Here is a 14,478-nt window from a genome sequence, read left to right as displayed (position 1 = left end):
GCGGGTTTACCGGCCGGACGCTACCGTCGGGCCAGTCTCCTGCCTGCGAACCCGGGGGGCGACCCGGTTGCGTCCGGATTCCTTGGCACTGTACAGGTTGACATCGGCCTGCTTGAGCAGGTCGTCGAGGGATCCGGCCTTGGCAATGGAGCAGACGCCAGCACTGATGGTCACGGGCAGCGCCTCGCTCCGGAATCCGAAGGTCTTTCCGGCCACCTCGAAGCGAAGCCTTTCGGCAAAGGCCAGGGCCTGGAGCACCGAGGTGTCGGGGAGAAGTACCAGGAATTCCTCGCCACCCCATCGGGCCGCCACATCGGTCTGCCGGATCAGGGTCTTCACCAGTGCGGCAAACTCCCGGAGTACCTCGTCGCCGGCATCGTGCCCGAACCGGTCGTTGATGTTCTTGAACAGATCCAGATCAATCAGGGCGATCGAGAAGTGGTGCCCGGAGCGCTGGTAGCGGGAAAACTCCGTGGCGAGGCGGTTGTGCATATCCCGGCGGTTAGACAGCCCGGTAAGCTCGTCAGTCCGGGCTGCATGCTCGTGGGCTTCGGCAAGGGCGACCAGTTCGTTGCGGGCCTTCAGGCGGCCGGCTTCCAGCACAAAACAGAAAATCGATTCGAAGGTGAGGGTGGCGAAAAAGCGGATCTTGAAATCCGTGGTGTATTCCGCGGCCACCAGCGGCAGATCGGGAAACTGGAACACCACCACCGCGACCAGGTAGCAAAACAGCAAAACCGCCGTGCCGGTCTTCAGATCGGTGAGGTAGAACAGCAGTGGAGGAAACACATAGAACCAGAGTGGGCCGGTATTGCTCTCACCACCGGAGGCAATCAGATAGGTGAACAGCAGGCCGACAATGACAATCAGCCCGCCTTTTTGCCGTACCCGGTTTCCGGTGCGCGCAAAATTGAGCATGTTCAGGCCGATCAGCCCGATAAAGCACCATAATACCCAGGCATGGGTGGTATGACCCGCGAACCAGGCCTTGGCGCCGATTCCGATGAGAAAGCCGATGGCGGTTGCCGACAGCCAGGTGAGCAGGCGCGCAACCTGGGCGTCTTCCCGTTCGCCGGCCGCACGTTGGCCGGAGGAAGCTGGTTGGGACATGGAAGTCTTGCCTGGATGTTTTTGTAGTTTTGACGCTGTTAGTCCGGATTAGGACCTAACTTAGTGGAGTTTTGCGCTTTGGTCTGTGATGGGGTTGGCCTGCATGAAACAGGACCGTTTTATTTCATTTTCATGTCAGAGATTTTATAGTTGCGGCGCAGTAACCATTGCTCCCATTTCTGACAGACCAGACGAGATCTGATATGGCCCGTTCGAGCGGATTCCTTGACACCCTCCTCACAAGCCCTGCCACGGAACGATACAGGGTCGGCATCAGCCTGCTTTTCCTGCTGGGAATCTGGTTGACGGTCGGATCATTCAGCCAGGGAATACCGAACAGCATGTTGCTGATGGCCGCGGCCGTCATCGGTGGTTACATGGCGATCAATATCGGCGCCAACGACGTGGCCAACAATGTGGGGCCGGCGGTTGGCTCCGGCGCCCTTTCACTCGGGGCGGCTGTTGTCATTGCTGCTGTTTTCGAGGCGGGTGGCGCGCTGATCGCCGGCGGTGACGTGGTCTCAACCATCAAGGGGGGAATTATTGATCCCTCCAGCCTGGATGATGGCCGGGCTTTCGTCTGGCTGATGACAGCCGCTCTGCTGGCTGGCGCGCTCTGGCTGAATCTGGCCACCTGGATGGGTGCGCCGGTCTCGACCACTCACTCGATCGTCGGTGGCGTTCTTGGCGCCGGTATCGCGGCTGGTGGCTGGGGTATTGCCGACTGGGCTGTGATGGGCAAGATTGCCGCCAGCTGGGTGATCTCGCCGGTGCTGGGCGGAGCCCTGGCGGCCGTGTTTCTGTTCGCTATCAAGAAAACGGTGCTGTATCGCAAGGACCTCATACCGGCGGCGCGCACGTTTGTGCCGTGGCTGGTCGCCATAATGGCCTGGGCCTTTGGCACCTACCTGATGATCAAGGGGGTCAAGAAGATCATCAAGGTGGATTTCCTGGACGCCACCCTGATCGGGTTCGCGGCAGCGGTACTGGTGTTTTTTGCAATGCGTTCGCTGGTGGGCCGTATGGCCGCCACCATGGAGAACAGCTCCGCCGGGGTGAACACCCTGTTTACCTGGCCGCTGATTTTTGCCGCCGCCCTGCTGAGCTTCGCCCATGGTGCCAACGATGTCGCCAATGCCATCGGACCGCTGGCGGCGATTAACGATGCGTTGTCAGCCGGCACGGTGATTACCTCAGCCAGCATTCCTCTGTGGGTCATGATGGTCGGTGCCCTGGGCATTGCCGTTGGTCTGGTGCTGTTCGGCCCGCGTCTGATCAAGACCGTTGGCAGTGAAATTACCGAACTGGACAAGACCCGCGCCTTCTGTATTGCTCTGTCCGCCGCACTGACTGTCATTGTCGCTTCCCAGTTGGGCCTGCCGGTGAGCTCCACGCATATTGCGATTGGCGGGGTGTTTGGCGTCGGGTTCCTCCGGGAATACCTGAAGTCGAATTATGCGACACAGCTGCACAAGATCATGGAACACCATGATCCGGAAGAGCAGGCGCGCCTGAAGCCGTTCCTGGATGACTTCCGTAATGCCTCGGTGGAGGAAATGGAAAAACTGCTGAAACAGGCGAAGAAGAAAAAGCAGGTGCCGTTGTCCAAGTCCGAACGTAAGCGGTTGAAGAAGATCTACCGGGAGGAAATGGTCAAGCGCTCCCACCTGGTGAGGATTGCGGCGGCGTGGATCATCACCGTGCCGGCATCCGCAATCATGGCGGCGATCCTGTTCTTTACCCTGCGCGGCCTTCTGGTCTGAGCGCCGGGGCTGGCTGTAACGGGTCAGTTTGACCATACTATGCAGATTGCACCGGGGGTGGTTGCCCCCGAGCGTTCATGGGTCCGGGGAGTGAAGTATGAGTACGTCGAGTGAAAGCCGGCAGGCGAGGATGATTGATGAGTTGCGGGTGTTTATCAAGAAGGTTCTGAGTGATCCCACCATTGCGGTGAAATCCATGGAAATTGCCCGAAAGCACCGCAGCGATCCGAATGCCGATGAGGTTATCGCCCGGGAAATCAGTGCCAACACAAACATCCGGATTCCGGAGAACTGGAGTGAGGCGGACAAGATGTTCCTGGATATCATCCATGACGTTCTGGATGATGAAGAGGCGCTTTACTAAGGTAGCCCTGAACTCGGGGCCTCAAGCCTCGGGAAAGAGCCAGCAGGGTGGACGTTTCGAAAACACGCTCCTTGCGGCACGTCCTTGTGACGCTTGGGCTCCGCCATCCATGGCTCCGCACAGTTTTCGAAACGTCCACCCTGCTGGCTCGCCAGACTTGTTGAATCGCCTTCAGGCCTGTCTCGCGCTTGGAGTGGTCTGTCTCAACACTGCATCTGCCATCTGGTGCAGGATGCTGATCTCATCCTCGATTCCCTCATCCCGTGACAATTCCCTTTGTTCAACCAGGATGTCCGTCAGAATTTCCTTGGTGGTCAACGGATTTGCCAATACCACCCGGAACACGATGCACGGAAAATTGAAGTAACGGGCCGGTTCCAGCCGGGTCCGGGAGACGAACGCCTTGCCCCGTTCCCGCTGGGTTTTCTGGATGAACTTGGTGATCCGGTTCAGGCAGGTGTTGAGTTTTTCCGCCTGCAGGGGGTCGGCAATGGCCAGTGCTTCCCGCACCTTTTCCGGGCAGTAGCGGTAGGTCAGGATATTCAGTTCCGGCCGGGTGATCAGTTCGAAATCCGGCTCCGCCTCAATCATGTCCGCGAAGGTTTTTGCCTTTTCGATGCCCTGGTCAATCAGGATCTCATAGCCTTCCCGGGCCAGGATTTTCAGGCCGGAGTGGATCAGCATGGACATGCCGGGCCGGGAGCCTTCCAGGGTAGTACTGCCCAGATCGCGGGAGCCTTTGCGGATAATGTACTGGGCGTGGTGTTCCACGGCGCTGGCCAGGCTTGGGTCGCGGAATACCACCAGGCCGACACCCATGGGCACGTAGAGCTGCTTGTGGGCGTCGAAGGTGACCGAGTCGGCTTTCTCGATGCCACGCAGCAGGTGTTTGTAGGTGCGTGAGAACAGGGTTGGCCCGCCCCAGGCGGCGTCGACATGGAAGTGGGCGCCGAATTCCCGGGCGATGTCGGCCATGGCGTCCAGCGGGTCGACGTTGCCGGTTTCGGTGGTGCCGGCGACGCCGCAGATGGCCATGACCTTGATTTTCTGGCGCTGCAGTTCCAGGCACTTGTCCCGCAGGGCATCGGTATTGATGCGGTTTTCGTCGTCGGTATCCACCGGTATCAGGGATTCGCGACCCAGGCCGAGGACGTCGGCGGCCTTGCGCAGGGAGTAGTGGCCGCGGCGGGAGACGACGATAGCGGCGCCTTCGTAGCCGTAGTATTTCAGGGCCCGGAACAGGCCTTCCTGGTGCAGGCCCCGGAAGCTGCCTTCGGCGGGGAAGGCCCGGTTTCGGGCGACCCACAGGGCCGTCAGGTTGGCGACGGTGCCGCCGGAGCACATGGCGCCGAGGGCGTAGCGGGGATCGTGCATCCATTTCCGGTAGAAGGCCCCGTCTTCCTGGTACACCAGGCGGTGAATCATGCCCAGTACCTGGCGCTCCATGGGGGTAAACGCCTTGGAAGTTTCGGTTTTGACCAGGTTCTGGTTCAGGGCAATCATGATTTTCGACAGCGGCAGCATGAAGTATGGCAGCGCTGAGGTCATGTGCCCGATGAACGCCGGTGAGGCGGTGTGAACGGAGTTGGCCACCAGTTTGTCCAGCAGGAACTGGGCCTGTTCAGAGACGAAGACGGGCTTTTCCGGGATGCTGTAGTCGGAGAAGTCTTTCTCCACATCCGAGAGGTCCCGCTCGACCGCAACGATATGCTCCTGCAGGAAGCCTGCAAGGTTGCGGGAGATATTCTGGTCAATCCGGCTCAGCGTCGATTCCGGTGCCTCGGGCACCGTGAACACGCGATACATGGCCTCAACGGAGGCCTGGGCGGATTTTTTCTTTCCGGTCATAGGCGCCACTCACATTCAGTGGTCATCCGAAGGGCCGGTTCCGGATGCCCTGCGGATACGGCCGGCAATGGTGTCCGGCATTGGTTACGTCTCACCCGCTTCTGGCGGGTGCACTGGCATCCCTGAGGGGCCGTAGTATACGGCGTGGCGACAGGTTACGCCACACGGCAACGGCTCCGGTTGCCGGGCCCCTGTCAGAGTATTTCCCGGTGTATGTCCAGTATGGCAGCATCCACCCGTTCTGCGATGGCTTTTTCGACCTGGTCGAGGCGCTGGGTGATCTGCTGGGAGGAGGTGCCGAGGGCAGCGATGGTCCAGGTGGCGCAGTCCAGGGCGTCCTGGTCGGCGGTTTCGGCCACGGCCAGGTCGGGTTCCTTGCCCCAGACGGCTTTGAGCGCGGTGAACACTTTGCGCTTGGCTTTGAGGTCTTCGCAGCCATAGAGCTGGAAGTGCAGGGTCAGTACGCCTACGTGGGGCGTGATCACCGTTTGTTGAGGCGTATTGCCTTCCCTCAGGAGTTTTCTCAGGGCTTCTGACATGTCTGGTTCGCCAGGGTTTAAATGGGCCGAAAAGATGTCGGATTACGCCTTCGGCTAATCCGACCTACTTGTCCGAGTAATAAGTTAACCGTAGGTCGGATTAGCCGAAGGCGTAATCCGACAGGTCTGGCTAACAGCAACCACTCAGCCTACTACAGGCGTCGCCCGTTTGATAATGGCTACCGGATCGGTGCCCGAAGGCAGGTTGCCGTAGTTCATACCGCCGCCGGATTGCAGGCGGGAGGCGCAGAAGGCGTCGGCCACGGCTTTGTCGGAGTGGCGGAGCAGCAGGGAGGCCTGCAGGACCAGGGCCATCCGATCGACCAGGTTGCGGGCGCGGTACTGGAAATCGCTGATGTCGGCGAAGTCGTGTTGCAGTTGCGCCAGGAACTGGTCGAAGCGGCGGTCGGCGCCTTTGGCTTCGGCGGCTTCCCGGAAGAAGGCATCAAGGGTTTCAGGCTCTTTTTGCAGGGCGCGCAGGGTATCGAGGCACTGGACGTTGCCACTGCCCTCCCAGATGGCGTTGACCGGCGATTCCCGGAACAGGCGGGGCATGATGCAGTCTTCCATCACGCCACTGCCGCCGATGCATTCCATGGCTTCGTAGGCATGGTTCGGCGTGCGTTTGCAGATCCAGTATTTGCCCACGGGGGTGGCCAGGCGGGCCAGCAGGCGTTCGTGCTCTTGGTCCTGGTTGTCCAGGGCGCGGGCGATGCGAATGGTGTAGGCCAGTGCTGCTTCGCTTTCCAGGGCCAGGTCGGCGAGGACATTCTGCATCAGGGGCTGATCGATCAGGCGGGCACCGAAAGCGCTGCGGTGTCGGCAGTGGTGACTGGCCTGGGCGATGGCCTGGCGCATGCCGGCGGAGCTGCCGATCATGCAGTCGAACCGGGTCATGGCCACCATTTCGATGATGGTGGGAACGCCGCGGCCTTCTTCACCGACCATCCAGGCCAGGGCGCCGCGCAGTTCCACCTCGCTGGAGGCGTTGGCGACGTTGCCCATCTTGTTTTTCAGGCGCTGGATCTGCCAGGGGTTCTTGCTGCCGTCGGGACGCCAGCGGGGCATCAGGAAGCAGGACAGACCGCCCGGTGTCTGGGCGAGTACCAGGAAGGCGTCGCACATGGGGGCGGAGACAAACCACTTATGGCCCACCAGCTCATAGGCCTGGCCGGGGCCTTTGGCGGCCACCGGATAAGCATTGGTGCTGTTGGCCCGGACATCGCTGCCGCCCTGTTTCTCGGTCATGGCCATGCCGATGGTGACCGAGGTTTTCTCGGTGTGTGGCATATTACGAGGGTCGTAACGGTTGGCCAGTATTTTCTGCTCCCACTGGGCGGCCAGCTCCGGCTGTTTGCGGATTGAGGGGATGGCGGCAAAGGTCATGGTCACCGGGCAGCAGTGGGCGGCTTCGACCTGGGAGTGCATGTAATATTTGGCCGCGCGGGCCACATGAGCGCCCTGGTCAGGCTGGCTCCAGGGGCTGCTGTGCAGGCCGTTTTCGAAGGCGATGCGCATCAGTTCGTGGTAGGCCGGGTGAAAGTCTACTTCGTCGATGCGATGGCCGAACCGGTCGTGGCTGTTGAATACCGGTTTGTTGGCGTTGGCGCGGAAACCCAGGTCGATGGTTTCAGCGGCCCCGGCCAGGGCGCCGAGAGCCTTGAGATCCTCCGCAGCTTTGCCGGCGCCTTCCCGAAGGACGGCTTCCTGCAGAGCGGTGTCCTGCTCGAACAGGTTGTAGTTCTCCAGGGCCGGGGGCTGGTTGAAGACCTGGTGGGTGGCGGCCAGGTAACGGTCGTTCTGGTCGGTTAATGGCCGGTCGGGCCGGGATTGCCGCGCGCTCATTGCTACCTCCTGGCGCCGGTCAACCCCTGCATGCAAAAGCGAATGATGGAGTTGACCAGCGAGTCATGGTTATCCGTTGTTGCGCAGGCCGGCTGGCTGGTCTGGGTCGGCGATAACGGGCCAACCAGGCTTTCTGCGATAGCGCCGACCAGGCAGGTGCTGCTCTGGCGGGCGTCCTGATCCGGGATGCAGCCTTCCTCGATGCCCTCCCGGATGGCTTTCTCGAACAGGTTGGCGTAGGCCTTCCGGTAGGCAAGCCGTTCTTCTTCCACTTTCGGGTCTACCGGTTCGGCGATCAGGGACCAGGCCATCATGGGTCCTTTCAGCGCCCGTTCGGCGAACTGTCTCAGGGCACGCTCCAGTCTTTCCGCGGCGTTTCCGGGTGTGGCCAGAGCTTCGGCCACCTTGTCCACTTCCCGCTGGGTTGCCAGTCGGAAAATTTCCGCAAACAGATCTTCCCTGGATTCGAAGTGCCGGTAAATGGTTCCGGTGGCGACGCCGGCCAGACCGGCAATACGGGTCACTCGTGCACTGCGGAAGCCACCCTCTTCAACGCACTGGTAGGTGCGTTGAACGATCCGTTGTCGCGCCTCGGCCTTCCGTTGGCGCATCTTTTCCGTTTCCCGATAGGCCATTACTGCTCCCTATAAGTAGTGAATCATTATTCAATCTTTGTGTCAATCTGGTTTGGTTTCTGCAGATAATAAATTAAATCTTTAAATTCATAAAGTTATACACGATTACAAAACGTTACAAAAAAGGCATTGCCAGTAAATGGCGTGGCCACAAAAAGGAGATTATAAAGACGCCAAGACGAAGCCCCCAGCGGTCGTTCGTCGACACGGGGTGCGGCTCCCTGAGGGTGCAGCACTCGCCTATCTGTTTTCGTTGATGGAGAAAACATCATGAGTGAATTCGACGAAAGCAATCTGGAGCAGTCCGGAAGCTGGGCTGGCGACAGTGACGACAACCATTCCATTGCCGGCCGTGCGCGCATCCGCGCCCAGTTGCAGGCAGACATTGATGCTTTTCTGAACCATGGGGGCAAGATCCAGGAAGTTGATACCACTCTCCGATCTGATTCCCCGCGCAAAGTGGAAGTCGGGTTCAACAACCGCTCCCTCTGAACGCTGGCCCGGCAGACCGGGGCAATTTGCCCCGGCTCTGTTTTTGATGCCTGTCTCGGTATGGCCTGCCAGCCTGGTCTATCCTCGTTCAAACTCATCCTGTCCTGTTAGCCCGGGCAAGGTGCCAGTCACCCGATGATATTCCGGACCGTCCTTGGCCATGAAATACCTGATCCGATTTTGCCTGACCCTGCCGTTGATCATAGCAGCTGGTATTGCATTCTGGCTGCTGAACGCCGGCCCGCAGCAAACCGGCGCCACTGCCGATAACCCGGTGGCGACTGAGCAACTGGCGGTGGCTCCTGCGACTGCGAGGTCGGGGCCCATGCCGGCTCCCTCCGATCTTGTCAGCAAGGTCTCCAGCAACGCCGCCCCGGAATCGTTGCCACCGTCACTGACTGGTACCTCTGTTCCTGGGGGGTGGGCGAGAACGGATCGCCTGGGCAATCTGATACCCACCCCGCATTTGCGCCAGATGTTCGAGTACTTCCTGTCGGCGCTGGGGGAAGAGTCGTTGGAGCAACTGGTGGGTCGTATTAAGGCAACGCTGTCGGTGCTTGAGGAGCCGGCGCGATCCCAGGCGGTGGTCACCCTGGGGGCTTACCTGGATTACAAACTGGCGGTGTCGGAGCTGGAACAGAGCTATGGCGATGCGGCCCCGATGGGGCCTGAGGAGATGCAGCGGCGGATGGCGGAAATCCATGCCCTGCGCCGGAGCTGGCTGGATGCCGAGACCGCGGAAGTATTTTTTGCCGCCGATGAAGCGATCGACCGTTTGCAACTGGAAAAACGCCGGATTGCCGCGAACGACAGCCTGACGGCGGAGGAGCAGGCCGAGGCCCTGCGCCAGGCGGAGTCCGCATTGCCGGAACCGCTGCGCAAGGCCCGGGAGCAGACCCGCCAGTTTGCCGAGTATGAGCAGATTCGCCAGCAATTGGCCGATGATCCCCGGGCCCTTGAGGCCTGGCGGCGGGAAACGTTCGGGGCGGACGCAGCCGGCCGACTGGCACAGCTTGAGAGGGATCAGCAGGCGTGGGACGAGCGTTGGCAGGCATACGCCCGGGAGCGGGATCGCCTGCTGTCCTCCGGACTGGCGGCACCGGAGCGGGAGGCCGCGCTGGACCGCCTCAGGGCCCGCCATTTCAACGAAACCGAACGGATCCGCGCCGAAGCGCTGGACTCCATCCGGTAATCAGGCTGTCATCAATTCGAATTAACCTGCTGAGGGGTTCTGCAACCGGTGGCCCTGGCGGTGTATGATGGCGTAACAGGCGCCCGACCGGCGCCGGGGTTATCCATCAGACATTTTGTCGAGCCACTCAGGAGGTTGTCCGTGCCGATTCCGACTCCCCGTGCTTTCCCAGCTACCCGCCTGCGCCGCAACCGGGCCAGCGATTTTTCCCGTCGCCTGGTTCGGGAAAACCAGCTGACGCCGGACAACCTCATCTATCCGGTATTCGTACTGGAAGGCGAGGATCAGCGGGAGCCGGTGCCTTCCATGCCGGGGGTTGAACGGCTGAGTATCGATCTTCTGGTGGAGCAGGCCGCCGAACTGGTGGAACTGGGAATTCCGGCGATCGCCCTGTTCCCGGTGGTGGCTGCCGAGAAAAAGAACCTGTCCGGTTCCGGGGCATGGGATTCCGACGGCCTGGCCCAGAGAGCGGTCCGCGCCCTGAAGAAGGCGCATCCGGACCTGGGGGTGATTACGGACGTGGCACTGGACCCGTTCACCACCCACGGTCAGGACGGGATCATCGATAGCGAGGGCTATGTGCTCAACGATGTGACCGTCGAGGCGCTGGTCAACCAGGCGCTGTCCCACGCCGATGCCGGGGCCGATGTGGTGGCCCCCTCGGACATGATGGATGGCCGGGTCAGTGCCATTCGGGACGCGCTGGAAAATGCCGGCTATGTGAATACCCGAATCCTGGCCTATTCTGCCAAGTATGCCTCCAGTTATTACGGGCCGTTCCGGGATGCGGTGGGGTCGGCAGCCAATCTTGGTAAGAGCGATAAGGCCACCTACCAGATGGACCCGGCCAACAGCGACGAAGCCTTGCACGAGGTCGCCATGGATCTGTCAGAAGGCGCGGACATGGTGATGATCAAGCCTGGCATGCCGTACCTGGATATCGTGTACCGGGTGAAGACCGAGCTGCAGGTGCCCACCTTTGTTTACCAGGTCAGCGGCGAGTACGCCATGCACATGGCCGCCGCGCAGAACGGCTGGCTGGATGGTGAGGCGGTGATGATGGAAAGCCTGATGGCCATGCGCCGGGCCGGTGCAGACGGCATCCTGACCTATTTTGCGGTGCGTGCTGCCCGCCTGATGCGGGACCGGCAGGGCTGATCAACCGACACACACCCATCGCCGGCGGGCAGGGGCACGCCGGCGAACAAGACTGGAACCGAGGAAGCATGACAACGGAAACGGCCAAGAATCAGACCGCGGGCGGAGAGCTGAGTGTTCCGGCGCCCGTGGAAGTTCCCCCGGTTGGGGAAGAGATGAACCTGGACGCCAATGAAAACTACTTCAACCGGGAACTGAGCCAGCTGCAGTTCAATTACCGGGTGCTCAAGCAGGCTCTGGATACCACCCACCCGCTGATCAACCGCCTGATTTTCTGCTGTATTTTCAGCAGCAACATGGATGAGTTCTTCGAGATCCGGGTTGCCGGTCTGCGCCAGCAGATGAAGTATGGCCGTGAAACCATCGGCGCTGACGGGATGATGCCGGATCAGGCGCTGGCGGAAATCAGCCGTGTTGCCCACGACTATATTCACGAACAGTACGACATCCTCAACAATGTGCTGATTCCTGAAATGGAACAGCAAAATATCCATTTCGTGCGCCGCCGGGAGTGGACGCCAAAGCAGGCTGAATGGGTTCGCAACTACTTCGAGGATGAAATCCTGCCGGTGGTAAGCCCCATCGGGCTGGACCCTTCGCACCCGTTTCCCCGGCTGGTGAACAAGAGCCTGAACTTTATTGTCGAGCTGGACGGCAAGGATGCCTTCGGCCGCGAAACCGGGATGGCCATTGTGCCGGCGCCCCGGTCGCTGCCGCGCCTGGTACGGTTGCCCGATGATGTCTGTGACGGTGGCGAGAACCTGGTGTTTCTGTCCTCCATGATCCACGCCCATACCGACGAGCTGTTCCCGGGCATGGAAGTGAAGGGCTGCTACCAGTTCCGGCTGACCCGTAACGCCGACCTTGAGCTGGAGGACGACCTGGAAGACCTGGCGTCGGCCTTGCGCGGCGAGCTGCTGAGCCGCCGTTTTGGCGACGGCGTGCGGCTGGAAGTGGCGGATAACTGTCCTCAGGAGCTGGTGCAGTTCCTGCTGGCCGAGTTTGGTCTCACCGAACGCGATCTGTATCAGGTTCATGGCCCGGTGAACCTGACCCGGCTGATGGCCGTGGGTGGTCTGGTGGACCGCCCGGACCTGACCTATTCCGGCTTCTCACCATCGATTCCCAAGCAGATCCGGAGCAAGGAATCGATGTTTGACTCCATTCGCAAGCAACCCATTCTGTTGCACCACCCCTTCGAGAACTTCAGCCCGGTGGTGGACCTGCTTCGCCAGGCCGCCAAAGACCCCCATGTGCTGGCAATTCGCCAGACGCTGTACCGCACGGGGGCGGACTCCGAGATGGTGGAAGCACTGGCGGACGCGGCCCGGCGCGGCAAGGAAGTGACGGCCGTGATTGAATTGCGCGCCCGGTTCAGTGAGGCCGAGAACCTTGAGCTGGCGAGCCGGCTGCAGGAAGCCGGGGTGATCGTGGTGTATGGCGTAGTGGGCTATAAAACCCATGCCAAGATGATCCTGATCGTGCGTCGGGAGGAAGGTCGATTGCGGCGCTATGTGCACCTGGGTACCGGCAACTATCACGCCGGCAACGCCCGCCTCTACACAGATTACAGCTTCATGACCTGTGATGAATCCATCAGTGACGATGTCAACAAGCTGTTCCAGCAGCTGACCGGCATGGGCAAGGCCCTGAAGATCAAGAAGCTGTTTCATTCCCCGTTCACCCTGCACTCGCGTATGCTCAGCCTGATCGAACGCGAAGCCGAGTTTGGCGAGAAAGGTCGGATCATCATCAAGTTCAATGCCCTGACCGAGATCCAGATGATCAAGGCCCTGTACCGGGCCTCCCAGGCCGGCGTGAAAATTGACCTGATCATCCGCGGCATCTGCTGCCTGCGCCCGGAAGTGCCGGGGCTCTCCGACAACATCCGGGTAAGGTCGATTATCGGTCGCTTCCTGGAGCATACCCGGGTGTATTACTTCGGCAACAACGGCCGGCCCGATGTCTACTGCTCGAGTGCCGACGGCATGGAGCGCAACCTGCTCAGCCGCGTGGAAACCGCGTTTCCGCTCGATGATCCGGAGCTTGCAGCCCGGGTGCGGGAAGATCTGGATACCTACCTGGCGGACAACTGCCAGTCCTGGGTGTTGCAGCCGGACGGCAGCTATATCCAGAACCAGCCGGCCGAGGGTGAGGAGCGCCTGGCGTCCCAGCTGGTGCTGCTGGACCGGTTGACTGGAAAAACCTGATTTCCCGGAGGGAGAACGCATTTTGAAAGCCAGATGGATGATGGCCGGTGCCGGCATGTTGCTTGTCGCCGGTGGCCTGCCATGGGGGGTGGGCTATGTCACCGAACAGCAGTGGCAGCAGGCAACGGCAGAGGTTAACAGTGCCCAGCCTTTCCTGCAGGTAACAACGCAGGCGTATCAGCGCGGCATTCTGGGCTCTGAGCTGAGTGGTACGGTGCGCCTGTTGAATCCGGATACCGGCGAATCCCGCCAGGTTGCCTTCCAGGCGGACGTGACCCACGGGGTGACGGGCAGCCTGATGGATTTTCAGCCCACAGACGGCTGGTCGCCAGAAGGAGCGGACTGGTTTCCCGAGCAGGAGCCGGCGCTGACCCTGGAAACCCGGCTCTGGGGCACGGCTGTCCTGGAGCTGGCCATGCCCGCGATGTCGATGGCAGACGCCGGGTCTGGCGAGTCACTCACCACCAGTGGCGGCCTGGCGAGGGTCGAGATCAGTGACGCGGGTTCGAGTGCCGAGCTTCTGGTGGTCTGGCCGGCGCTGGCGTTATCTGGCCCGGACCGGGCTGTCCGGGTCAGTGACTTGCGGGTCGAGCAGACCATGAGCCACCTGGTCGGAGAGGTCTGGACCGGCTCTGGCAAGGTTCTGGCGGAATTGCTGTCGGTCACCCCCGATCAGAAGCCGCCGGTTACTCTCAAGGGCATTTCCGTTCAGAGTCACAGCGAGGCGGTCAGCCAAGGCGAGCGCCTGGACTCCCGGGTCGCTCTGGCGGTAGATGGTCTTACGCTGTCCGACGAAACCTATGGTCCCCAGCGGCTGACATTCGCTCTCAACGGCCTGGATGTGGCGGCCTGGAATGACCTGGCCGAGAGCCTGTCGGCGATGCAAGCGGGGGCGGCTGCCCGGGCATCCGTAGCCCGGGAGGGGTTTGACCGGCAGATGGCTGCGATGCAAAGGATGAATACCGCTGTCCGGGAGCTGGCTGCGGCGGGTTTTTCCATCGGCTTCCCCGAGCTGTACCTGACAACGCCGGAGGGTGCGGTAACCGGGAGTGCCCGGATCTCTCATCCGGAGCTGTCTGAAGATCAGAAAGCCCAGATGCTGCTGGTGATGCAGCGCCTGACCGGCGAGATGAACCTGAGTCTCCCGCTGGCGCTGGCGGAGGAGTACCCCGAGCTACGGCTGCAACTGGCGCCGCTGATCAAGCAGGGCTTGCTGGTGCAGGAAGGCGACAGGCTGGTACTGGATGCGCAGATGAAAGATCTGGTGGTGGATGTCAACGGGGTGGAGATTCCGCTACCGCCGGTGCTCTGAGCCATTAGCC

Annotated in this window: 12 protein-coding genes; 7 read left to right on the top strand and 5 right to left on the bottom strand. The window is 61.0% G+C overall.

Features of this window, described 5'->3' with window-relative positions; all coding sequences use genetic code 11:
• Nucleotides 1-6: 6 nt before the first annotated feature.
• Nucleotides 7-1,110 (bottom strand): GGDEF domain-containing protein, encoded by a 1,104-nt coding sequence (locus tag msub_RS13965; protein WP_048496571.1) that lies wholly within the window; start codon nt 1,108-1,110, stop codon nt 7-9.
• Nucleotides 1,111-1,313: 203 nt separating this feature from the next.
• On the opposite strand from msub_RS13965, the gene msub_RS13960 reads away from it, so the two are divergent.
• A complete protein-coding gene (locus msub_RS13960) occupies nt 1,314-2,873 on the top strand; it encodes an inorganic phosphate transporter (RefSeq protein WP_048496570.1) in 1,560 nt (519 codons plus the stop codon).
• Nucleotides 2,874-2,970: 97 nt separating this feature from the next.
• Nucleotides 2,971-3,237 (top strand): hypothetical protein, encoded by a 267-nt coding sequence (locus tag msub_RS13955; protein ID WP_048496569.1) that lies wholly within the window; start codon nt 2,971-2,973, stop codon nt 3,235-3,237.
• Between the two features lie 171 nt (nt 3,238-3,408).
• Here the strand turns inward: msub_RS13955 and panP are convergent, their stop codons facing one another.
• The 4 genes from panP to msub_RS13935 all read right to left on the bottom strand — a co-directional run bounded on the left by panP (nt 3,409) and on the right by msub_RS13935 (nt 8,104).
• The gene (gene panP, locus msub_RS13950) at nt 3,409-5,085 is read right to left on the bottom strand and encodes a pyridoxal-dependent aspartate 1-decarboxylase PanP (RefSeq protein ID WP_048496568.1); all 1,677 of its coding nucleotides are present in this window, start codon (nt 5,083-5,085) and stop codon (nt 3,409-3,411) included.
• 194 nt (nt 5,086-5,279) lie between these two features.
• Entirely contained in the window at nt 5,280-5,624 is a 345-nt protein-coding gene (locus msub_RS13945) for a DUF503 domain-containing protein (protein ID WP_048496567.1), read from the bottom strand.
• 144 nt (nt 5,625-5,768) lie between these two features.
• On the bottom strand, nt 5,769-7,469 hold the full coding sequence (locus tag msub_RS13940; RefSeq protein ID WP_048496566.1) for an isovaleryl-CoA dehydrogenase: 1,701 nt from the start codon (nt 7,467-7,469) through the stop codon (nt 5,769-5,771).
• A gap of 2 nt (nt 7,470-7,471) precedes the next feature.
• Nucleotides 7,472-8,104, bottom strand: coding sequence for a TetR/AcrR family transcriptional regulator (locus tag msub_RS13935; RefSeq protein WP_048496565.1), 633 nt, complete (start codon nt 8,102-8,104; stop codon nt 7,472-7,474).
• 270 nt (nt 8,105-8,374) lie between these two features.
• On the opposite strand from msub_RS13935, the gene msub_RS13930 reads away from it, so the two are divergent.
• The 5 genes from msub_RS13930 to msub_RS13910 all read left to right on the top strand — a co-directional run bounded on the left by msub_RS13930 (nt 8,375) and on the right by msub_RS13910 (nt 14,468).
• Nucleotides 8,375-8,596 (top strand): hypothetical protein, encoded by a 222-nt coding sequence (locus msub_RS13930; protein ID WP_048496564.1) that lies wholly within the window; start codon nt 8,375-8,377, stop codon nt 8,594-8,596.
• Nucleotides 8,597-8,756: 160 nt separating this feature from the next.
• Entirely contained in the window at nt 8,757-9,788 is a 1,032-nt protein-coding gene (locus tag msub_RS13925) for a lipase secretion chaperone (RefSeq protein WP_048496563.1), read from the top strand.
• Between the two features lie 141 nt (nt 9,789-9,929).
• The gene (gene hemB / locus msub_RS13920) at nt 9,930-10,946 is read left to right on the top strand and encodes a porphobilinogen synthase (protein WP_048496562.1); all 1,017 of its coding nucleotides are present in this window, start codon (nt 9,930-9,932) and stop codon (nt 10,944-10,946) included.
• A gap of 68 nt (nt 10,947-11,014) precedes the next feature.
• Nucleotides 11,015-13,156: a polyphosphate kinase 1 gene (ppk1, locus tag msub_RS13915; protein WP_048496561.1), complete on the top strand. Its 2,142-nt coding sequence runs from the start codon at nt 11,015-11,017 to the stop codon at nt 13,154-13,156.
• Between the two features lie 22 nt (nt 13,157-13,178).
• Entirely contained in the window at nt 13,179-14,468 is a 1,290-nt protein-coding gene (locus msub_RS13910) for a DUF945 family protein (RefSeq protein ID WP_156182770.1), read from the top strand.
• The last annotated feature ends 10 nt before the right edge of the window (nt 14,469-14,478 follow it).

It is taken from the genome of Marinobacter subterrani (assembly GCF_001045555.1).
Lineage (GTDB): Bacteria > Pseudomonadota > Gammaproteobacteria > Pseudomonadales > Oleiphilaceae > Marinobacter > Marinobacter subterrani.
The sequence above is the reverse complement of the archived record's forward strand: the minus strand, read 5'-3'. Positions and strand labels throughout refer to the sequence as shown.